Origin of the sequence: Humibacillus xanthopallidus (assembly GCF_044793955.1) — a bacterium.
GTDB lineage: Bacteria > Actinomycetota > Actinomycetes > Actinomycetales > Dermatophilaceae > Humibacillus > Humibacillus xanthopallidus_C.
Window position 1 is genome coordinate 2030198 of record NZ_CP084995.1, and the last position, 21528, is coordinate 2051725.

The 21528-nt window shown below is 70.7% G+C and carries 18 protein-coding genes; 7 read left to right on the top strand and 11 right to left on the bottom strand.

Features of this window, described 5'->3' with window-relative positions:
• Positions 1-29: 29 nt before the first annotated feature.
• From guaD to LG278_RS09010, 5 genes are all read right to left on the bottom strand, one after another.
• Entirely contained in the window at positions 30-1337 is a 1308-nt protein-coding gene (gene guaD / locus LG278_RS08990) for a guanine deaminase (protein ID WP_404393007.1), read from the bottom strand.
• A complete protein-coding gene (xdhC, locus tag LG278_RS08995) occupies positions 1334-2161 on the bottom strand; it encodes a xanthine dehydrogenase accessory protein XdhC (RefSeq protein ID WP_404393009.1) in 828 nt (275 codons plus the stop codon). The genes guaD and xdhC overlap by 4 nt, the downstream gene beginning before the upstream one ends.
• Positions 2158-4635, bottom strand: a complete 2478-nt coding sequence (xdhB, locus tag LG278_RS09000; protein ID WP_404393011.1) for a xanthine dehydrogenase molybdopterin binding subunit — start codon at positions 4633-4635, stop codon at positions 2158-2160. Before xdhB ends, xdhC begins: the two co-directional genes overlap by 4 nt.
• The gene (locus tag LG278_RS09005; RefSeq protein WP_404393013.1) at positions 4632-6065 is read right to left on the bottom strand and encodes a xanthine dehydrogenase small subunit; all 1434 of its coding nucleotides are present in this window, start codon (positions 6063-6065) and stop codon (positions 4632-4634) included. Before LG278_RS09005 ends, xdhB begins: the two co-directional genes overlap by 4 nt.
• 63 nt (positions 6066-6128) lie before the next feature.
• Positions 6129-6560, bottom strand: a complete 432-nt coding sequence (locus LG278_RS09010; protein WP_404393015.1) for an SRPBCC domain-containing protein — start codon at positions 6558-6560, stop codon at positions 6129-6131.
• A 146-nt stretch (positions 6561-6706) separates the two neighbouring features.
• On the opposite strand from LG278_RS09010, the gene LG278_RS09015 reads away from it, so the two are divergent.
• The gene (locus tag LG278_RS09015; protein WP_404393017.1) at positions 6707-7087 is read left to right on the top strand and encodes a VOC family protein; all 381 of its coding nucleotides are present in this window, start codon (positions 6707-6709) and stop codon (positions 7085-7087) included.
• Between the two features lie 36 nt (positions 7088-7123).
• Here LG278_RS09015 and LG278_RS09020 read toward each other — a convergent pair whose 3' ends face one another.
• Positions 7124-8554 (bottom strand): amidase, encoded by a 1431-nt coding sequence (locus tag LG278_RS09020; RefSeq protein WP_404393019.1) that lies wholly within the window; start codon positions 8552-8554, stop codon positions 7124-7126.
• Positions 8555-8657: 103 nt separating this feature from the next.
• On the opposite strand from LG278_RS09020, the gene LG278_RS09025 reads away from it, so the two are divergent.
• Both LG278_RS09025 and LG278_RS09030 read left to right on the top strand, forming a co-directional pair.
• Positions 8658-9089, top strand: a complete 432-nt coding sequence (locus tag LG278_RS09025; RefSeq protein WP_404393021.1) for a hypothetical protein — start codon at positions 8658-8660, stop codon at positions 9087-9089.
• Between the two features lie 103 nt (positions 9090-9192).
• On the top strand, positions 9193-9459 hold the full coding sequence (locus LG278_RS09030; protein ID WP_404393022.1) for a hypothetical protein: 267 nt from the start codon (positions 9193-9195) through the stop codon (positions 9457-9459).
• Between the two features lie 15 nt (positions 9460-9474).
• Here LG278_RS09030 and LG278_RS09035 read toward each other — a convergent pair whose 3' ends face one another.
• Together LG278_RS09035 and LG278_RS09040 are read right to left on the bottom strand one after the other, a co-directional pair.
• Positions 9475-9927 (bottom strand): hypothetical protein, encoded by a 453-nt coding sequence (locus LG278_RS09035; RefSeq protein WP_404393024.1) that lies wholly within the window; start codon positions 9925-9927, stop codon positions 9475-9477.
• Between the two features lie 455 nt (positions 9928-10382).
• Positions 10383-11012 carry a DUF6318 family protein gene (locus LG278_RS09040; RefSeq protein WP_404393026.1) on the bottom strand — a complete coding sequence of 210 codons (630 nt, stop codon included), beginning with the start codon at positions 11010-11012 and terminating at the stop codon, positions 10383-10385.
• Between the two features lie 324 nt (positions 11013-11336).
• Between LG278_RS09040 and LG278_RS09045 the strand changes: the two genes are divergently transcribed.
• Complete coding sequence (locus LG278_RS09045; protein WP_404393028.1) at positions 11337-14144, top strand: McrB family protein; 2808 nt, start codon at positions 11337-11339, stop codon at positions 14142-14144.
• 52 nt (positions 14145-14196) lie between these two features.
• Here the strand turns inward: LG278_RS09045 and LG278_RS09050 are convergent, their stop codons facing one another.
• A complete protein-coding gene (locus LG278_RS09050; RefSeq protein WP_404393030.1) occupies positions 14197-14679 on the bottom strand; it encodes a hypothetical protein in 483 nt (160 codons plus the stop codon).
• Between the two features lie 181 nt (positions 14680-14860).
• Between LG278_RS09050 and LG278_RS09055 the strand changes: the two genes are divergently transcribed.
• Positions 14861-16099: an McrC family protein gene (locus LG278_RS09055; RefSeq protein ID WP_404393032.1), complete on the top strand. Its 1239-nt coding sequence runs from the start codon at positions 14861-14863 to the stop codon at positions 16097-16099.
• Between the two features lie 138 nt (positions 16100-16237).
• Positions 16238-16807 carry a DoxX family protein gene (locus tag LG278_RS09060; RefSeq protein WP_404393034.1) on the top strand — a complete coding sequence of 190 codons (570 nt, stop codon included), beginning with the start codon at positions 16238-16240 and terminating at the stop codon, positions 16805-16807.
• An 81-nt stretch (positions 16808-16888) separates the two neighbouring features.
• On the opposite strand, the gene LG278_RS09065 is transcribed toward LG278_RS09060, so the two are convergent.
• Positions 16889-17569 (bottom strand): VOC family protein, encoded by a 681-nt coding sequence (locus tag LG278_RS09065; RefSeq protein ID WP_404393036.1) that lies wholly within the window; start codon positions 17567-17569, stop codon positions 16889-16891.
• Positions 17570-17621: 52 nt separating this feature from the next.
• Between LG278_RS09065 and LG278_RS09070 the strand changes: the two genes are divergently transcribed.
• Positions 17622-20975, top strand: a complete 3354-nt coding sequence (locus LG278_RS09070) for a TM0106 family RecB-like putative nuclease (RefSeq protein WP_404393038.1) — start codon at positions 17622-17624, stop codon at positions 20973-20975.
• Positions 20976-20993: 18 nt separating this feature from the next.
• Here LG278_RS09070 and LG278_RS09075 read toward each other — a convergent pair whose 3' ends face one another.
• A complete protein-coding gene (locus LG278_RS09075; RefSeq protein WP_404393040.1) occupies positions 20994-21464 on the bottom strand; it encodes a hypothetical protein in 471 nt (156 codons plus the stop codon).
• Positions 21465-21528: the final 64 nt, after the last annotated feature.

The following is a 21528-nucleotide window of genomic DNA, read 5'->3' on the forward strand; positions in this document are numbered from 1 at the left end:
GCCCTGCGCTGATCGTCCCTGCGAGCCCGTCAGCTCTTGACGGGCTCGCCGGCCACCCAGACGCCGGCGACGTCGGCCGGCCCGGCGAGGGCGAACGTCCGTGCCAACGCCTCCGAGGCAGAGTCGGCGTGACGCAGCGCGAGGGCGAGGGGTGAGGTCTCGGCCGGCCGCAGCCACAGGGCATCGAAGGCCTTGCCCACCGACAGGTCACCCACCTCGTCGTCGAGGCCGAGGGCGAGGGCGCCCGAGCGCGTCGCGAGGTGCAACAGGTCGGCTGGCCCGAGAGGGAGGCCCGCCTCGCCGAGCAGCTGCTGGACGAAGTAGGCCTGCAGGCCCTCCTTGAAGAGCGAGAAGCCGGTGCCGGCCCCCACGTCCGACCCGAGCGCGACATGCACCCCGTGGTCGACGTGCGCCCGGAGGGGGAAGAGCCCGCTGCCCAGGGCGGCGTTGCTCGTCGGGCAGTGCGCGACGGTGGCGCCCTGGCCGGCGAGCAGGCGCAGCTCTCGATCGGTCGGGTGCACGTTGTGGGCGAGGACGGAGGACGCGCCCACGAGACCGTGCCGGTCGTAGGTGTCGACGTAGTCCGTGGCATCGGGGAAGAGCCTTGCCACTGCAGCGATCTCGGCTTGACTCTCGTTGACGTGCGAGGTGAACCACGAGCCGGGCACGTCCTTGAGCACGGCTTGGCAGGATTCGAGCAGCGCGTCGGTCGCGCCGTAGGAGAAGCGCGGTGTCACGGCATACCTCGTGCGGGGGGACGAGCCCGCGCCGGCGGATTGATGCCATCGCCGGGCGAGGGCGATGGACTCCGCGTAGGCGCGCTCGGGCGTCGTCAGCAGCGCCTCGGGCAGGCCGCGGTCGCCGACGACGAGCCCCGCAGTGACCCGCAGCCCCACCCGCTGCGCTTCGTCGAAGAGCGCGTCGACGGCGGTCGCGAAATGGGATCCGAAGACGAGGGCCGTCGTCGTGCCGGCGCCCGCGAGCCCTCCGATGAACTCCCTCGCCACCGCTCGCGCGTAGTCGGGGGACGCCAGCCTGGCCTCCTCCGGCAGCGCGACCGCGTCGAGCCACTCGAGCAGCGGCATGCCGAGCGCACCCGTCACCCGCACCTGCGGGTAGTGCACGTGGGTGTCGACGAGCCCCGGGAGCACGAGCCCGTCGCGCAGGTCGAGCACGTCGTCGTCCGTGTGCCGCCCCCCGAGGTCGGCCCACGCGCCGCGTTCGACGATCGTGCCGTCCACGACACGCAGGGCGGCGTCGGTGGCAGCCCGCAGCTCGGCTCCCATGGCCGTCTCACCGGTCGGGGTGTCGAGGAACGTGGCCCTGACGATCGTCATGACGGTCGCCCCGATCCGCTTGCGGCAGAGCGGGACTCGACTCGAGCCAACAGCTCGGCGGCGACGGAGAGCGCGATGGTCGCGGGCTCCTTGCCGGCGAGGCCGCGCTGCCCGATGGGGCTGCGGATGCGTCCCACCGCTGTTTCGTCATGGCCCTCGCGGCGCAGGAGCGCCTCGAACCGAGACCACTTCGCCGACGATCCGATGAGACCGATCGAGCCGAGGTGACCGCACCGCAGCGCCGCGTCGCACAGGGCAGCGTCCTCAGCGTGGTCGTGCGTCATGACGAGGACGTGGGTGCCGGCCGGCACCTGGCCCAGCGCGACCTCGGGCACGGGGGAGTGGTGCACGTGGACCCGGGCGACGGCGTCGTCGAGGACGGCGAGGCGTGACGGCTCGAGGGCGACCGCGCGCGAGTCGACCAGGTGCAGCTCGAGGTCGTGCCGGGCCAGGATCCGGGCGAGCTCGAGACCCACGTGCCCGACGCCGAAGATCGCGACGGCTGGGACGACGCGCAGCGGCTCCAGCAGGACGACGACCTCGCCGCCGCAGCACTGCTGGCCGTGCTCGCTGAGAGCCTTGTCGCTGAGGGACACCGTGAGGGTGGCGGGCTCCACGACGTCGGCGGCGAGCATGGCTCGTGCGCGCTCGAGGGCGGTCGCCTCGAGGTTGCCTCCGCCGATCGTGCCCCAGGTGTCGTCCGAGGCGACGACCATCTTGGCGCCGGCGTCTCGGGGTGCGTGACCACGCACTGCGGTGATGGTGACGAGGACTCCGGGACGACGTCGTTGGCGCAGCGCCTGCACGGCGCTGAGCCAGCTCACGGTGCCGCCCCCGTCTCTGCGAGGCGCTCCGACTCCGGGTCGAGGGGCGGCGCGTCTGCGTCGGGCTGGTCCGGCTCGTCCACGACGCGCGCCCGGCGGCCCACGGTCACGCGGGCATGCTCGGCCCGTCGGGCGTCCGCATCGTCGGAGGACTGCGACCGGGCCGACTCGATGGCCCACCACACCGCCTCCGGGGTGGCCGGGATGGCGAGGTCGACGGCTGCACGGTCGGGTCCGAAGGCCGCCGCCGCCTGGCGCAGTGCCTCGCGCACCGAGAAGGCCAGCATGAGCGGTGGCTCGCCGACCGCCTTGGAGCCGTAGACGGCTCCGTCCTCGTGCGCGTGCTCGAGGAGGGAGACGTTGAAGACCTCGGGCATCTCGGACATCGACGGCAGCTTGTAGGTGCTCGCCGACTGCGTCGCGAGCCGGCCTCGAGTCGGGCCGTCACTCTCGTCCCATCGCAGGTCCTCGAGCGTGAGCCAGCCTGCACCCTGGACGAACCCACCCTCGATCTGCCCGATGTCGACGAGCGGAGAGAGGCTGTCGCCGACGTCGTGCACGATGTCGACGCGGCGGGTGCGATAGGCGCCGGTGAAGCCGTCGACCTCGACCTCGGCCGCTGCCACGCCATAGGCGAAGTACTTGAAGGGCGAGCCCTGCATGGCCGTCGAGTCCCAGTGCAGGCCCTCGGTGCGATAGAAGCCGGCCGCCCACAGCTGCACGCGCTGGGCGTAGGCGAGGGCGACGAGCGCCTCCCACGTCAGAGGCTCACCGCTGCCGCCCGACACGATGCCGTCCGTGATCGTCACGGCTGCGGGCTCGACGCCGAGGTGCTCGGCCGCCACCGCGAGAAGCCGTCCGATGATCTGCTCGCAGGCGTGCTTGACGGCGCCGCCGTTGAGGTCGGCGCCCGAGCTCGCCGCAGTCGCAGAGGTGTTGGGCACCTTGTCGGTGCGCGTGGGCGCGAGCCGGATCCGCGACAGGGGGAGCCCGAGGCTCGTGGCGGCGACCTGCAGCATCTTCGTGTGCAGGCCCTGCCCCATCTCGGTGCCGCCGTGGTTGATGAGCACGGAGCCGTCCGTGTAGACGTGCACGAGCGCGCCGGCCTGGTTGAACGTCGTGAAGTTGAAGGAGATGCCGAACTTCACCGGGGTGATCGCGAGGCCGCGCTTGGCGTGGGGGTGGCTGGCGTTGAAGTCGGCCACCTCGCCGCGCCGCCTCGCCAGGTCGGCGCGGGCGGTGAGGTCGTCCCAGGCGTGTCCGAGGCGCTCTGCGTGGCGCACCGGCTGGCCGTAGGGAGTGGACTGCCCGTCGACATAGAAGTTGCGACGTCGCAGCTCGGCCGGGTCGATGCCGAGCAGCGGCGCGCAACGGCCGAGGATGTCCTCGATGACGAGCATCCCCTGCGGCCCGCCGAAGCCGCGGAAGGCGGTCTGGGAGGTCTTGTTGGTGCGGGCTATCCGCCCGTTGACCCGCACGTCGGGGATCCAGTAGGCGTTGTCGACGTGGCACAGGGCGCGTGCCAGCACCGGCTCGGAGAGGTCGAGGCTCCAGCCGCCGTCGGAGGTCAGGGTGGCATCGAGGGCCTGCAGCCGTCCGTCGTCGTCGAAGCCCACGCGCCACTGGGCGTGGAAGCCGTGACGCTTGCCGGTCATCGTCATGTCCTGCGTGCGGTTGAGACGCAGTCGCACCGGTCGACCCGTGACAGTCGCGCCCAGGGCGGCGACGGCGGCGAGCCCGTGCGGCTGCATCTCCTTGCCCCCGAAGCCTCCTCCCATCCGCAGGCACTGCACCGTCACGGCGTTGTTGGGGAGCCCCATCACGTGGGCGACGATCGCCTGGGTCTCGCTCGGGTGCTGGGTGCTCGACTGCACGAAGACCTGACCTGCCTCGTCGACGAGCGCGAGCGACGAGTGGGTCTCGAGGTAGAAGTGCTCCTGCCCGGCGATGTCGAGCTCGCCGGCGAAAACCCTTGCGGACCGGTCCAGCCCGAGGTCGACATCACCACGGTGCAGTGTGGGCTGGCCACCCTGGAAGGCGTCTGCGGCGATCGCCTCGCGCACCGTGATGATCGCCGGTAAGGGCGCGTAGTCCACCTCGATGGCCTCCGCGCCGAGTCGGGCCGCCTCCAGCGTCTCGCCGAGCACCCAGCAGACCGCGTGACCGACGTAGCAGACCTCGCTGGGGAAGAGCGGCTCGTCGCCCTTGACCCCCGCGTCGTTGACTCCGGGCACATCGGCAGCCGTGAGCACGCGCACGACACCGTCGACGGCGTATGCCGCCTCGACCCGGAGCGCTGTCACGCTGGCTCGCGCGTGTCGGGACTGGACGGGCCACGCGTGGAGGACACCGGCTGTGCGACCTACGAGGTCGTCGGTGTAGAGGGCGGCACCGGACACGTGCAGAGCGGCGGACTCGTGCGGGATGGACTGCCCCACAACGGCATCCGAGGGACGGTGGGAGAGCGAGCTCATGCGCGGCCTCCGTCGCTCGGCGCTGGCTGAGGGTGATCTGCATGGAGCCGCAGCAGGGAGGTGCCGAGCATCGCCCGGCGGTAGGCCGCGGACGCGCGGTGGTCGTCCAGCGGCGTGCCCTCCTCGCGTAGGGCTGCAGCCGCGTCGTGCGCGGTCGACTCGGACCACGGCCGACCCTCGAGGCGTCGCTCGGTGGCCAGCGCGCGGATGGGCGTGGCGGCGACGCCTCCGAGACCGATGCGTGCTTTCGTGACCACGCCGTCGCGGACGTCGATCGCGCAGGCGACAGCCACCCCGCTGATGTCGTCGAAGCGTCGCTTCGCGATCTTGTGAAAGGCCGCGATCGGACTGAGCGGCAAGGGGATCCGGACGTGACGGATGATCTCGTCCGGCCGTCGCACCGTCTGTCGGTAGCCGGTGAAGAACTCGCTGAGCGGCACGCAACGCTCGCCGGACTTCGAGGCGAGGGTCACGTCGGCCTCGAGGGCGAGCAGCGCGGGGGCGGCATCCCCGATGGATGAGGCGGTGGCGAGGTTGCCGCCGAGGGTGGCTCCGTTGCGGATAAGCCTTGAGGCGAACTGGGGGAGCAGGTCAGCGAGCAGGGGCACCCGGTTGCCGAGTCGCTGCTCGATCTCCGAGAGCGTCAGCGCGGCTCCGACGACGACGCAGTCGTCGTGCTCCTCGAGGGTGCGCAGCTCGTCGACGCGGTCGATGCCGATGACGAAGGGGGAGCGGGCGGCGCGGAGGTTGACCTCGACGCCCCAGTCGGTCGAGCCGGCGACGAGCACGCCCTCAGGGTGCTCAGCGACCAGGGCGAGCGCGTCGGACAGGTCGGCGGCCCGCGCGTAGGTGCCGGTCGCACCCGTCAGCCGGGTCGGCACGGCGTCGGGGGCCGCAGCCTCACGGCGCCGGGCGTGCGGGTCGTCACCGGACGGCATACCGAGGGCGTCGGCGGCATCCTTGATCGGGCGGTAGCCGGTGCAGCGGCACAGGTTGCCCGAGAGGGCGTGCGGGTCGCACCCGGGTGTCGTGCGGTCGGCGCGGTAGAACTCGGCGGCGAGGCTGCAGACGAAGCCGGGCGTGCAGTATCCGCACTGCGACCCACCCCGCACGGCAAGCTCGCGCTGCACGGGGTGGAGGTCGTCGGGTGAGCCGAGACCCTCGGCGGTGACGATCTCCTGACCGTCGAGCGACGCGGCCGGCACGAGACAGGCGTTGATCGCGGTCCACTCGGTGGGTTGGCCCGTGCCGGTGGCGCTGGGCCGGGCGACGAGCACCGCGCAGGCGCCGCACTCGCCCTCGGCGCAGCCCTCCTTGGCGCCCGTCAGGCCGCTCGAGCGCAACCAGTCGAGGGCGTTGGTCGCCGAGGTCACCCCCTCGAGAGCGAGGGGGGCACCGTTGACGAAGGCGGACGGCATACGCGATGACATGGTGAGAGATCTACCCGATCAGGGAGTGGCACCGCGACGGGGGGTGCCCCGAGCGGTCCGCGGTCAGGGCAGCGTCGACACGAACCGGCCGAGGGCGTCGTCCCAGCGGCGCTTGTCACCCGCGCCGTCGGCGGCGATGCCCTCACCTTCGTGGTAGAGGTCGAGGCGGGTGCCGTCGGCGTCTCCCTTGAGCTGGAGGTCGACGATGCTGAGGGGCCCGTCCTCGTGGGGGTGCCACGAGACGCGGATCTGCTCGAGCGGGTGCCAGCTGCGCACGACGCCGTGGGGACCGTCCGCGCTGTGCCACGACTCGCCCTTGCTGCCGAGCGTGACGCCGGGTCCGAGAAGCGCTTCGGTGCCGCGGGCGCTGATGAGGTGCTGCCACACCTCGTCGACGGGCGCGGGGACGGTCGTGGTGGCGTGCACGCCTGCAGGCGCCCCCTCGAGCTCGGCGTCCTCTGCCTGCTCGGGGACCGACTGGGTTGAACTGCTCATGGGCACCTCCGGTTCGCTCGGACCGGCCCCGGATGGGCCGGACCCACCACTCACAGTCGATCAAAGGTTGGGCCCGAGCACAATGGCCCGAACGGGTGATCTCCGTCTGGTCCCGGACTGTCGGCGGCGGGGCCTACGGTGCGGGGATGATCGATCACTTCGGCATCAACTGCTCCGACCTGGAGGCCAGCGCCCGTTTCTATGACGAGGTGCTGGGGGTCCTCGGCTACTCCCGCCAGATGGACGTGGGTGTGGCCATCGGCTACGGCAGCGACGGGCATCCGGAGTTCTGGATCTCGTCCTTCAGCGGGCAGGGGCCCGCCCGCGAGATGCACTGCGCCTTTGCGGCCGACAGCGTCGAGGCGGTGCGTGCCTTCCACGACACCGCGGTCGGGCTGGGTGCCGAGTCGCTGCACGCGCCGCGACTGTGGCCCGAATACCACCCTGCCTACTACGGGGCGTTCGTGCGCGACCCCGACGGCAACAACGTCGAGGCGGTCTGCCACCGCGGCACGCCCGAGGGCTGACACCCCCTGAGGGTGAGCCGGGGGTGAGCCGAAGGGTCAGGGGATGGGCCACCGGGGCTGTGCGCTCTCGGGGCGATGCTGCTCGAACCAGTGCAGGGCCGCCAGCACGCCCACGTCGTCGAACCGGCGTCCGGAGACCTGCAGTCCCACCGTGCGCCCGTCGGCGGTGAAGCCGGCGTTGACGGTGCCTGCCGGCTGGCCCGAGAGGTTGAACGGGGCGGTGAAGCCGATGTGCGACATCGCCTCGTCTGCGTCACCCCACGGCATCGGCCACTCGGCGGGGAAGGCCGCCATCGGCGCCACGGGCGAGATCACAAGGTCGTAGGGCTCGGTGGCGGCCACCGTCGCCTGCTGGATGGCGAGGATCGCGGCGTAGTCACGCATCAGCTCGCGGCCGTCGACGTCGCGCGAGGCCTCGGCCCAGCGCCGGACGAAGGGCAGCACGCGGTCCTGGGCAGCGGCACCGAGCGTCTCGAGCTCGACGAGGGAGCGGACCCGCCAGAACTCGTCGAGCCTGCGCAGCAGCTCGGGCGTCATGAACGGCTCGAGCGGAACGACCTCGGCGCCCGCGCTCGCGAAGACACCAGCCGCTGCCTCGACGACCGCCCGCACCTCCGGGTCGAGCGGAGTGCCGCAGCCCGCATCGAGGAGCAGGCCTACGCGGGTGGCTGACAGGGTGGTCGGCAGAGCGGGTGGGTCGGTGTGGAGGACCTCAAGGTCGAGGCGCTCGGGCGGCAGCGCCGTCCAGTCACGGGGATCGGGGCGGCTTGTCACCGACAGCAGCAGGGCTGCGTCGGCCGCGGTGCGCGTCATCGGTCCGGCGACCCGGCCCAGATAGGGAGTGTCGAGCGGCACGCGACCGGCGCTCGGCTTGAGGGTCGTGAGCCCGAGCCAGGTGCCCGGGAGGCGGATGGAGCCGCCGATGTCGGTGCCGACGTGAAGTGGACCGTAGCCTGCGGCTGCGGCGGCGCCGGCACCTGCGGACGAGCCCCCTGTCGTCAGCCGGTGGTCCCACGGGGAGCGGGTGGTGCCGTGCAGGCTCGAGACACCCGAGCTGAGCATGCCCCAGTCGGGCATGACGGTCGAGCCGATGATGAGGCCACCCGCCTCCTCGACACGCTCGACGACGGGGGAGCTCCGGGTGGGGAGCACGGGCGTCACCCCGGCGTTGCCCGAGGGCATCGACACCCCTGCCCGAGCGAGGTTCTCCTTGACCGTGACGGGGACGCCGTCGAGGGGCCCCACGGGCGCCCCGGTGGCCCAGCGACGCTCGCTGGCCTGGGCGGCATCCAGCAGGGCCTGGGGACGGGTCTCGAGGTCGTTGACCCACAGGGCGTTGAGCGTGGGCTCTCGCGTGCTGACGATGTCTGCCACGTCGCGGAAGACCTCGACGGGCGAGAGGGTGCGCGCGGCGTAGGCCGACAGCAGCTCGGTCGCCGACAGCGCTGCGGGGCGGCGGTCCTTCATCGTGCGAGCCTCCTTCCACAGCGGGCCTATGCCTCGCTCCTCTCACGATAACCGTGTGGATATCGCCGGCTGACTGTCACTGGCGCCGGGCATGCTCGAGCACATGAGCTTCCAGGACCTGCCCGCCGACTGGGCCCAGCGACCGATCACCGACCCTGACGTCTTCGAGGGCGTCGTCGACCTCATCGTCGCCGACCAAGCCCGACGCGAAGGCTCGACCTACGTGCTGCTCTGCCACGAGGGAGGACGATTGATGCAGCCGCTCTGCCTCCCCGACGATCCCCGCACTGCCGACGTGGGCCGGGTGCAGAGCGGTCTGAGACGGCTCTTCACCGAGGCCGCCAGCGAGGGCGTGCGCGACGTGGTCGTCGTCATCGGACGGCCGGGCCATCCGGCCCCCACGCCTCGCGACCACGACCTGCGCGCTGCCTTCGAGAGCGCGTGCCGATCGGCCGGTGTGCGGCTGCTGGGGGTGGCCATCGCGGCGCCCGAAGCAGTGGCCGCCTTCCCGTCCGACGGTCCGGTGGCTGCCTGAGGCTCAGCGCGCGGCTCTGGCTGCCCCCGTCGCCGGAGCGACGGGGGTAGCGTCGCCTGTGCTGGATGCCGCGGGGCGTCCTCAACGACGTGGGAGGCGCAGGGTGACGGCGATGCAGCAGGATCCTCACGGTGATTCCGAGCAGGACCCGGCCGAGGGATTCGGGGGAGAGGCGACGAGCGTGACCCCGGATGGCACGCCGTCGTCGCGATGGGACCGGGACGCCGCGGACGAGGACGCCCTGATCGGCGGAGTGTCGGGGCAGCCAGAGCAGCCGGGGCAGCCGGCGCAGGACGACCTCATTCCCGACGTGCCGGACATCCCGCCCGTGGAGGATGCTCGGCCGAACGGTGACGTGGCCGGACTGTGAGCACGCTGGAGGGCGTCAGCGGCTGACGAGGACGCCCTTGGCCTCGCGGACGGTGATGGTGGTGGACGGGCCGGGCACGGTGACGGTGGAGGGGATCTCGTCCCAGGCGGCGCCGTCCAGGCTGAAGTCGGCTCCGAACGTCGTCTCGACCCGCACCGGGAACTCGCCCTTGGCCCGGTAGACATGGGTGACGTCGCCGTTGGGATAGACGCCACCGGTCGAGGTCGTGGGCCCGAGCGTCGTCCCGTCGCCGAAGACGTAGGTGAAGCCGACGAGCTTGGGGCGGATGCGGACGGGTATGCCGCGAAGGACGGAGCGGTCGACCTCACCGGGTGCGAAGCCGGCCGGCGCCCAGTTGACCTGGTAGAAGGTCGGAAGGTTGACGAGCGTCGTGTTGCCGGCAGGCTGGCTCGAGATCTGCGGCTTCGACCACGGGGTGCGCATGAACTGCGCCTTGATATCCGCCATCGACAACGTCGGCCGCGCCCCAGGAGCCACATCCGCCGCGCACGTCAGTCCTTCCAACGTCCACGGCTGGGTAACCACCTCGCCCTCCACGGTGCGTCGCCAGATCCGCAGGAGCGGGCCGACTTCTCCCTCCGGACACGCGCGGAGTGCATGCGCGCATGAAACCTGTTCCGTCGGAGAGTCCGGTCGGGCCTGAGGGCAGTCATTGAGCGACCGATAGGCATATCGCGGCGCATCATCGGGCCGCGGAGCCACAATGGTCGATCCATCGTCCTTGGGGTATTTGGGCAGAGCCAACACTTGACTGCGACTCAGCAGGCCGACTGTGACCACCTCTACGTCGGTCTCGCATATGTCGAGTTGGGTGCAGCCCCCGCTCGCGGATGCAGGGACGGCGCCGAGCACAAGCGCCGCGACGGCAATCGCCAGTGTGCTTATCGCGATGCGGTGAAGAGTCACGACGCTGCCTTCTGGAGGCGTGTGATGACCCACCGCTCGTCGTAGTCCATCGTGGCTACGAAAGACAGGTTCGCTGCTCGAGTCGTATCGACTTTGTCTCCAGCCGAGTTCACGATGGGAATCCGGCGTTGACTCAAGCTGATGAGAACTTTTCGCGACGTAGGGGTGAACTCGCTCGTGGAGGCGTAGTTCACCTTTGCGAGATCGCCGTCGTAGCGATTGCCTGCTGCGCGTACATCAGCCACGCCTTGGGCTAGTGACGTGCACATCGTGCAGGAGGTAGTGGCAAGGCCCTGCAGGACGGCGGGGTCGGCTGTGCGAAAGGCATCGTTAAGACTTTTAAAGTAGAACGTGGCGAAGGCGGCTGCACCTTCGATGGTCTCGGGGCGGGCAGCGGCAGGGATCTTGGCGATCACCGGGTCGACCGTGGGGGTGGGCTTCGCGGTCGTCGTGGGAGTTGCCGTCGCTGTCGTCGTCGCGCTGCTCGACGTCGTCGTCGGCACCGCCGTGGAGGCGTTCGGGGTGGGCGTCCCGGCCGTGCACCCGGCGGCGATGAGCAGCGCTGCCAGGCTCGCGGCATACAGCAGCGGTCGTCGGGTGGCGGTGCCACGGTCGGCGAAGGTCATCGGCATCCCCTCATGCAGATCTGAGACGTTCGACAGTGCTGGTGACTGCTGGTGACTGCTGGTCGGTGCTGGTCGTTCGGTGACGGTGCGTCCTGATTCGTTCCGCACGGTCTCATGATCTTTGCGCAGTCGCACCTCGAGCGATCCCCGTCATCCACAGGCTCACCGCCCACCCAACAGGGCCCGCGCGTGCCCGGCGAGCAGCCCGCGACCCGGTTCGGACCACGGGCGACCGACAGGTAACCTTTGGCCCGGTCCTGCGCGACCTCCACGCGCGCAGCAACTGAGAACGCCCGAGAACTGTGGCGTGTGCAAGGGAGCCCCATGACCCGCAGCGACAGCGTCGACGTCAAGCGTTGGCGTGCGAAGTACGCGCTCATCGAGCGTGCAGCAGAGTCGGACAAGGACGCCCAGGCCCTCTTCGCCGAGCTCGACTCCGGGCGTGCTGCCCGCAACGGCGAGCTGCGCGAGATCCTCGCCGACCTCGTCGCCAGCGGCGACCTGCTCGCCTTCAAGGAGGCGATGAACCACTGGGCCCGCAAGGACGGTCCCTACGTCGGCTTCGGCCCGATCGGCAGCCCCTGGCTCGCGGCCGTCGTGCGGCGCGCCGAGGACGACCACACCGAGGTCGTCGACCTGCTCAAGGTCACCCTGCAGACCCCGGCCTCGCCGCAGGACGCCGCCGACAAGCTGCAGTCCGTCGACGCGTTCTTCGCCCGCGGCGGCTCGCGAGGCCAGCGTGCCCCCGGACCGGCTCACACGGCATACGTGCTCTCCCTCTTCTGGTCGACCGACGACGCGGGGGCCTGGCCCCTGATGTGGGAGAACGCACCCCACATGCTCCAGCGGCTCGGCTGGCTCGAGCGCGGCCTCAGCCATGCCGAGCGCTACGTCGCCTTCGCGGACCTGTGCCACGCGCTGCGTCCCGACGACCCCCGGTATGCCGCCCGGATCCTCTGGCACTTCAAGGAGACCGAGGGCTTCGTCGGCATCGCACCCAAGGTCCTCGACGTGTGCGTCGAGGCTGCCGAGCTCGCCTCCGACTTCCGGCCCTCCTCCGGCTACGCGAAGCCCGCCCAGGAGGAGCGCGCCGCCGACCTGGCCCGGCAGCTGCGCGGCGAGGCCGACCACATCAGCGACAGCCTCATCGAGCGGCTCTCGGCCGAGACCGGCCTCTACCTCGAGGCGCCCACCCTCGCGCTGCAGCAGCACGTGGGGGAGGACAGCGCCTACCGCGCTGACCTGTATGCCGCGTGGATCCTCGTCGGAGGCGCCGGCGCCCCCGGCTTCCGCCTCTGGGTGACGCCCTCGGGCGTCGCGTTCGGCGTGCACGGCGGCTGGGAGGGCGAGAGCGACCAGCAGCACCGCGAGGTCGGCGCCCTCGTGCAGGAGCACCTGCCTCGTGGGCTCAACTTCTTCCGGGTGCACGAGGACGCCCGTGCCGACCCGCTCGAGCTGGCCGGCCGTGACTACCCGTCGGGCGAGACCTTCGTGGGCAGGTGGTGGAAGGGCGAGGAGGCCCTCGGGAGAGCCGATTTCGCTGATGACATCGTCTCCACGGCGCGTGCCTTGACCCCGTTGCTGCGCTTCCTCAGCTCGAGCCAGCGGGGCGACGACCCGACCCTGGAGCTCGCCTCGATGGTCGACCTCGCGAGCGAGGTCGAGATCTTCCGCACCGAGCGGCCCTACCCGACCGAGCGGGACGCGTGGCACCAGGAGCAGCGGCGCGTCTTCGCGGCCTGCCTGTCGCGTGACGGGCTCGAGGACTTCGACCTGCCGACCTTCAAGCGCATCGTGTCGACCCGCGGTTACGGCGATATCGGCGCCCAGTCGGTGCTCATCAGCTCGATCAACGCCCTCGACGCGAGTGGCATCGAGCAGCTGCGCAACATGGTGCGCGAGCTGCTGTGGGGAGAGGGGCGCGACGAGGAGCGCATCAACCGGGTCCTCTCGACCGACGACGTCCCCGTGCAGGGCTTCGGCGAGACGGTGGTGCTCAAGCTCTTCGCCATCGCCCACCCGGAGCACTGGCTGCCGCTCTTCAGCCTGGGTGGCGACTCGGGCAAGGTCGCGATGCTCGCTCGTCTCGGAGGCCCGGCCCGCTGGACCGAGGGCAAGTCACGCGGCCGCATGCACGTCGAGACCAATGCCCTGCTGCGCCAGACCCTCGACCCGCTGCTCGCCGACGACCCCTGGGGCCAGGCGCAGCTCGCCCACTGGCTCATGCGTCGCTCCGACAAGGCGCTGACGCCCGACAAGGACGCGCTCGGCGACGCGGCCGGCGACCTGCTCATCGACGAGTCCTTCCTCCGCGAGATCAAGGGCCTGCTCGAGGAGAAGAAGCAGGTCATCTTCTACGGTCCGCCCGGCACCGGCAAGACCTACCTCGCCCAGCGGTTCGCGACCGCCCTGCAGCCCGACCCGGCGAAGCGCGACATCGTCCAGTTCCACCCGAGCAGCAGCTATGAGGACTTCTTCGAGGGTTTCCGCCCGCAGATCGACCACCAGGGACAGATGGTCTACGAGCTGCGCAAGGGGCCACTGGCCCTGCTCGCCGAGGCGGCCGAGGCCGACCCCCTGACTCCGCACATCATGATCATCGACGAGATCAACCGCGCCAACCTGCCGCGTGTCTTCGGTGAGCTGCTCTTCCTGCTCGAATACCGGTCGCACTCCGTCAAGACGTCCTACCGTCCCGACGAGGGCTTCGAGCTGCCGCCCAACCTCTACTTCATCGGCACGATGAACACCGCCGACCGCTCCATCGCCCTCGTCGACGCGGCGCTGCGACGGCGCTTCGACTTCGTGCCCTTCATGCCGCACGACGGGCCCATGCAGGGCCTGCTGCGGCGCTGGCTGGAGGCGCACGACGGGCCGGTCTGGGTCGCCGACCTGGTCGACCGTGTCAACGAGGACCTGCGTCGGGCCCTGCGCGGGCCGCACCTGCAGATCGGTCACTCCTACTTCATGCGGCCCGGGCTCGACGACGAGGCGACGTTGCGCCGCATCTGGGACTACAACGTCTATCCGTTCATCGAGGACCAGCTCTACGGCCGGGAGCACGAGCTCGCACAGTTCCGGTGGGAGAACGTGCGCGCCCGCTACGGCCAGATCGACGTCGTCCGGCCGTAGGGGCACCACCGGTGCGGGGGCAGCGCCCTCCGCACCGGGCCATGATGAGGCGTCAGTCCGGGCAGGCCGGGCAGTTGGGCGGGGTCTCCGCGACCACGATGCGCGTGGTGACGGGAGGATGGTTGTCGGGGTCGGGCGGCGTGGGGTTGTGACCCCAGGTGACGGTGACGTCGGCCGAGAAGCCCTGCTGCGCACTGTTGCCCGACGACGCGACGAACTCGGCGATGACCGAGCCGCCCGCGGGGACGGCCACCGGCAGCCCGGGCACGGAGAACGCGAAGGTCAGCGGAGTGCCCGTGACGCTCGTGATCGACACCGTGTAGATGTAGATGGTCTTGCCGGTCGGGTTGTCGATCCTGAAGAAGAGGGAGTACCCCTTGGGTCGCGAGCTGCAGCTGCCGCCCGGATACTTGCAGGCCGACTGCAACGTCAGCACGGGCGGTGCGCCCGACGCCGCGAACGCGGGTGCTGCCGAGGCCACCGCCACGGCGGGCACGGACCACGCGAGTCCCTTGGCGACGGATCGACGGGACACGCCCGACGGCGGGCGTGACGGATCAGCATTCATGGTTTTGCCCCCGAGAAGTAGAAATCCAGCACCAGATGGTGTCAATCGTCACTCTAGTTCACAGGACCGGTGCGCTGCCCCGACTATGCTCTAGCCCGTCCCTCCACCCCTTGCCGGATCGTCGTCGATGCCCCCTGCCGCGAGCGCCATGCCCCCCTCCACCATCGAGCTCCCCGCCATCCCCGAGCACGGCCGCTCGGGTGCCGTGCGGCTTCCCCGCGACACCCGCGCCGCCCTCGTCGCCGCGGCGGGGGAGCGCCTCGTCATCCACGCGACCGCCGACCCCGACGTCATCACGATCGGCGCCACGAGCTGGGTCGGGGCCCTCGCGGTGCCCGGGCTCGTCGTGCGGGTCATGCCCAAGGTCTCGGTCACCAACTTCTTCGCGATGCTGGGCGCCGGAGTCGCGCCAGAGGCCTTCGAGCACGAGCAGGTCACGTGGAGCGACACCGATGAGCTCATCGACGGCGTGGCCTACTTCGCGATCCGGCTCATCGACAGCGCGACCATGCGCGGACTCGTGCACGGCTACGTCGCCCGTGACGAGCGGATGCGGACGATCCGCGGGCGTCTGCTCGTCGAGGAGTTCGCCCGGCGGCCGTGGGCCGCTGCGGAGCCCCAGTGCCGCTACGACGACTTCACCGCCGACATCGTCGAGAACCAGCTCTTCCGCTGCACGCTCCAGGCCATGCTCTCCTGGCCGCAGCTAGCCCCTCAGGTGCGTCGGGAGGCGCTGCGTGTCATGGGCCGCTTCGAGGGTGTCTCGGACACCCCGGCCACGCGGCACACCGCCCCCGTCGCCGTGACCCGCCTCAACGAGCACTACGAGGACGCAATGCGTCTCTCTCGCCTTGTCCTGCAAGCGATGTCGCTGAGCCACGAGGCGGGGGACCAGCAGGCCAACAGCCTGATGGTCGACATGGACGACCTGTTCCGGCGGTGGATCGTGCAGGAGCTCGACCTGCGCCTCGCGCTCGACCTGCGCATCGACGGCGAGGACGTCTGGCTCGACGAGGCGCGCGCAGTCACGATGGCTCCCGACCTCGTCGTTCGCCGGGGGAGCGAGGTCGTCCTCGTGGGCGACGCGAAGTACTCGGTCGGCGCCGACGGCTACCTCGCCTCGCGCGACTACCTCGAGCTCATCGCCTACACGACCGCGATGGGGCAGCCCACCGGACTGCTCGTGCACTGCAACAGTGCTCGCTCCCCGGAGTCCGAGATCGTCATCCGCAACGCCGGCACCCGCATCCTGTGTCGTCCGATCCGGCTCGACGGGTCGTATGCCGCCGTGTGTCGTTCGCTGGACAGGCTCGCTGACCTGGTGCGTGAACTTGCTGAAACACCAAGTGAATTCGAGGTCCCCACACTCCTGAGTGTCCGCCAGTGAAGTGCGGTCGGCTGACGGCTGTCGAATCCTGACGTGGCGCAATGCGTTTGGTCGGTGACAGCGGGCGACTCCGAGTCCTACGCTGTGTAGTGCCGACAGGGATCTGCCGGAGACCACTCGACGTCGGGAGCTGATCACATGAGCACCACCCATCGAGACATCGCAGAGCCCGGATACGGCAGTGCCGACGGATCCGGTGTCATCTACCAGGAGGACGTCGTCCGGTCGGTGTGGGCCCGCCGGCTCCTCGCCGCATTCCGGCTCGTCCTGGGCTTCACCTTCCTGTGGCCCTTCCTCGACAAGCTCTTCGGCCTCGGCTATGCCACGCCGAGCGCCCGGGCCTGGATCAACGGCGGCACCCCCGCCCAGGGCTTCATGAAGAACGCCGAGGGCCCGTTCGCCGAGCTCTTCAAGAGCATGGCCGCCCCGTGGGCGGACTGGCTCTTCATGGCGGGTCTGCTCGGGATCGGGGTCGCCCTGCTCGCCGGGGCGGGCCTCAAGCTCGCTGCGATCGCCGGCGCGGTGCTCCTCTTCATGATGTATCTGGCGGAGTTCCCCCTCGGTCAGGAGGGCATGACCAACCCACTCATCGACAGCCACTGGATCGAGGCTCTCGGCATCGCCGTGTGTGCCGCCACCTACGCCGGCGACACGTGGGGTCTGGGCCGGTGGTGGGGTCGGATCGTCGGCAACGGCATCCTGCGCTGACCCACGAGTCGCCAACACCGACCCACCATTGACCCAACACCGACAAGGGCATTCCCGGACCACACGGTCCGGGGATGCCCTTCAGTCGTCGGGAGTGAAGGCGCAGAACTCGTTGCCGGCCGGGTCGACCATGACCGTCCAGCCGATGCCGTCCTCGCCCTTCTCGCGCAGCGGCATGGCGCCCTCGGCGACGAGCGCGCCGAGGTCATCGGTCGAGACGTCGATGTGGATGCGGTTCTTGGTCGTCTTGTCCTCGGGCACGGGCTGGAAGACGATCGACTCGAACGGCAGCCCTTCGATGCCGTCGACGTAGCTCCACTGCTCCTCGCGCACCGCCTTGCCACCCAGGACGGTGGCCCACCACTGCGCGACCCGGTGCGCGGCGTCGACGTCGCCGGTGACGTCCCAGACGAGCTCGTAGAAGCGGTCGCCGACGGGCCCGTCACTCTCGAAGACGCAGAACTCCTGGCCGTCCGGGTCGCTCAGCACCGTCCATCGCGGCTGCTGGTCGACGACGACGGCCCCGGTCGCGAGCGCCGCGTCGAGTGACTCGGCGCGGATGTCGAGGTGGAGCCGGTTCTTGACGTGCTTGGGCTCGCTCACCTCGTTGACCCACACGATCACCCGGTCACCGGCGCTGAGGCGCGCTGAGCCGTCGTCGTCCAAGTGGGCGTCGAAACCGAGCCGGTCTGCCCAGAAGCGGGCGAGAGCGTGGGCGTCGCAGGCGTCGATGCACAGGTCCTTGTACGTCGCGAGGGGCATGGCCCGAAGGTAGCGCCGGGCACTGTCCGAGGCCAACGGCATACTCGCTTGCATGCAGCGCATCGACGGCCACCTCGTGCTCAGTCCGACCGACCTGACCAAGCACGTGGCCTGCGCGCACATCACGACGCTCGACCTCGAGGCCCTCGACGCCGGGGCGGCGCGTGCGTCCGGCGTCGACGACTCGCTCAACCTCGTCTTCACCAAGGGCCTCGCCCACGAGCGCGACTACCTCGACCGGCTGCGCGCCGACGGGCGTCACGTGGAAGACATCGCCGCACTGGGTCTCAAAGGTGCAGCGGCCGAGGCTGCGACGGTCGACGCCATGCGCCGCGGCGTCGACGTCGTCTACCAAGCCACCTTCTTCGACGGGCACTGGGTCGGGCTCGCCGACTTCCTGCTGCGCGTCGATCTGCCCGCGGGCGAGCGCAGCGCCTTCGGCGCCTGGCGCTACGACATCGCCGACACCAAGCTCGCCCGTCGGCTCAAGGTGCCGGCGCTGCTCCAGATGGCCACGTATGCCGCCCGCCTCGAGACGCTCCAAGGCGTGCCGCCGCAGTGGCTGACCGTCGTCACCGGCGACCAGGAGCAGCACCCCTGGCGCCTCGTCGACGTCGCGCCCTATGCCAGGCGTCGTCGGGCCGAGCTGCTCGATGCGATAGCCAGCCCGCGCGAGACCGAGTCGTCCCGCGTCCAGCACTGCGGGCAGTGCCGGTGGAAGGACCGGTGCGCGCAGGAGTGGCTCGATCGTGACGACCTGATCCAGGTGGCGGGCATGCGCTCGGATCATCGCGCCGCCCTCATCGACCTCGGTGTGCCGACGCTGCGAGCCCTTGCCGAGTCGAGCGAGGACGAGCTCGCTGGGGCGCTGTCGCTCGCGACCCGTCGACGCCTGCACCAGCAGGCTCGTCTCCAGCTCGCCGAGCGACAGACCGGCATCGCCCAGCACGAGCTGCTCGACCCGGAGCCGGGGCGCGGTCTGCAGATGCTTCCCGAGCCCGACGAGGGCGATGTCTACCTCGACTTCGAGGGCGACCCCTGGGCCGAGGGCGGCGCCGGCCGCGAATACCTCGCCGGCATCTGGACCCGGCAGGGCGAGTTCGTCGAGTTCTGGGCGCACGACTTCGAGCAGGAGGGTCGTCTGACGACCGAGCTGCTCGACTGGCTCACCGACCGCTGGTCGCGCTTCCCGGGGATGCACGTCTACCACTACGCGCCCTACGAGACGACGGCGCTCAAGCGACTCGTCGGTCAGCACGCCACGCGCGAGGCCGAGCTCGACCAGCTGCTGCGGCACGAGATCTTCGTCGACCTCTATGCCGTCGTGCGACAGGGCGTGCGCATCAGCAAGGGCTCCTACTCCATCAAGAAGCTCGAGGAGTTCTACTGGGGTCACGCGCGGTCCAGTGACGGCGCCGGAGTCGCCGACGGTCTCTCCTCCGTGGTCGAGTACGAACGCTGGCTCGCCGGCCGCGACGACGGCGGCGCCGACCAGACGATCCTCGACGACATCCGGCGCTACAACGAGGAGGACGTGCGCTCGACCCTCGCCCTGCACGTCTGGCTGGAGCAGCGTCGCGCCGACCTCGAGGCTCGCGGCCACGTGCTCTCGCGTCCCCTTCCGGAGCAGCCCAAGGATATCGGCGACGCGGAGCGCGCCGAGATCGAGCTCGCCGAGCGGCTGGTCGCGAGCGGACACGAGCTGCTCGCCGGCCTGGTGGGCTGGCACCGGCGCGAGAAGCGGCCCGAGTGGTGGGACTTCTTCCGCTACAAGGAGCTCGAGACGGCTGAGCTCGTCGAGGACGGCACCGCCATCGGCGACCTCGGGGAGCCGCAGGAGGTCCGGCTCGTCAAACTGTCGAAGGTCTGGCGCTACCCGTTCCCGCCGCAGGACTGCAAGGTGTCGATCGGCAAGTACGTCCCCGATGTCGACACCCACCAGCCGGTCGGCAAGGTGGTGGCCCTCGATGCCGTCGACGGGTGGGTCGAGCTGTCGATGAAGAAGTCGCTCGACCCGCCACGACCGCGGGGGCTCGGAGGGCCGGGGCCGGTCATGGACCAGGTCCTGCGCGAGAGCATCGCCCGCACGGGCCGGCTGGCGCTCGCCGGTGCGGGCAACCTCGCGACGCGGCTCATCGACCGGGTGGTCCCACCGGCTGCCGCGCTGGCCCCCGGGGAGGACGAGACGCCCAAGGACGTCGTGGTGCGGGTGGGGGCCGGCCTCGATGGAGAGGTGCTCGCGGTGCAGGGTCCGCCCGGCACCGGCAAGACCTTCGCCGGCTCCGCGCTGATCCGCGAGCTGCTCGACTCCGGACTGCGGGTCGGCGTCACCGCGCAGTCCCACGCCGTCGTGCTCAACCTGCTCGACGAGGTGGCGCGGCCCGCCTGGCACAAGGACGGCACCAACGCCGAGGAGGCCGGTGACGAGCCACCTGACCCCAACGCCCTCATCCACCACACGACCGACAACACCGCGATCGCCGAGGCCCTCCGGTCCGGGACGGCCACCCTCGTCGGAGGCACGGCGTGGCTCTGGTCGCGTGACGACATGGTCGACGCCGTCGACGTGCTCGTCATCGACGAGGCCGGCCAGTTCTCGCTGGCCAACGCTGTCGCCGTGGCACCGGCCGCGAGATCCCTGGTCCTCCTGGGCGATCCACAGCAGCTGACGCAACCCACCAAGGCCGTGCACCCCTACGGCTCCGGTGTCTCCGCCCTCGACCACCTCCGGGTCACGGTCGAGAGCGGTCAGGAGGTCGTCCACGACGTCATCCCGTCCGATCGCGGCGTCTTCCTCGATCGCACCCACCGCATGCACCCGAGTCTCACGGCCTTCGTGTCCGAGCTCGCCTACGAAGGTCGCCTCGAGTCCGCTCCCGGACGAGAGCGGCTCGCCATCGACGCACCCGGAGCGCTCTCGGGGGATGGCCTGCGATGGGTGCCGGTCGAGCACACCCGCGTCTGCGATCAGGGGAGCGCCGAGGAGGCGGCTGTCGTCCGCGCGCTGGTCGACGACCTGCTCCGGGGGGAGTGGACCGACGCAGCCGGTGTCACGTCACCGATGACGCTCGACGACATCCTCGTCGTCGCCCCCTACAACGCCCACGTCGCGGCCCTGCTGCACGCACTGCCGAGCGGCGCTCGGGTGGGCACGGTCGACAAGTTCCAGGGCCAGCAGGGTGCCGTCGTCATCTACACGATGGGCAGCACGAGCGCCGCCGTGGCGCCGCGGGGAGTGGGCTTCCTCTACGACCTGCACCGGCTCAACGTCGCGGTCTCCCGGGCCAAGGCTCTCGCCGTCGTCGTCGGGAGCCCGCTGCTGCTCGACGCCGAGGTGCACACGCCGGAGGAGCTGCGCGCCGTCAACGCCCTGTGCCGCTACGTCGACGAGGCCAAGACGGTCTGAGCAACAGCCGAGGGTGAGTCAGGGTCGCTGCGGCAGGGTCTCGAGGTCTGACTCGATCACTCCGCGGTCCTCGTCCTCGGCGATGGCGGCACAGGCCGCCCGCGCCCGTGCGGCGAAGTCCTCGGCTGCATCCCAGTCGCCGGCGACCGCGGCGGCGCGCGCCGAGGCCTCGAGAGCCGCCGCCAGGTCCCAGTCGCCCACCGGCTGCGACCGGGCGATCGTCATGTAGCGGTCGGCGTGGTAGGCCGCGGCGTCCGGCTGGGCCATCACGGCATGCACGCGGGAGCAGAGCCAGTGGCCGCGCCCGAGGTTCTCGGGCTGCACGCCGTCGACCTGGCTCCAGTGGTGCATCGAGGCGTGCGCGGCGGCGATCATCGCGTCGTCGTCCTCCGTAGTGCGGTCGTCCCGGTCGAGCAGGGACCACGTCGCGTTGTAGAGGTCGACGGCGAGCCGCCGGTGGTCCACGTGACTCGTCTCGGTCTCGCCCATGGACGGCACGGTAGACCTCTGCAGCCGCCGGGTGGAGGTGATCGCGGAGGTGAGGTGGGGTGCG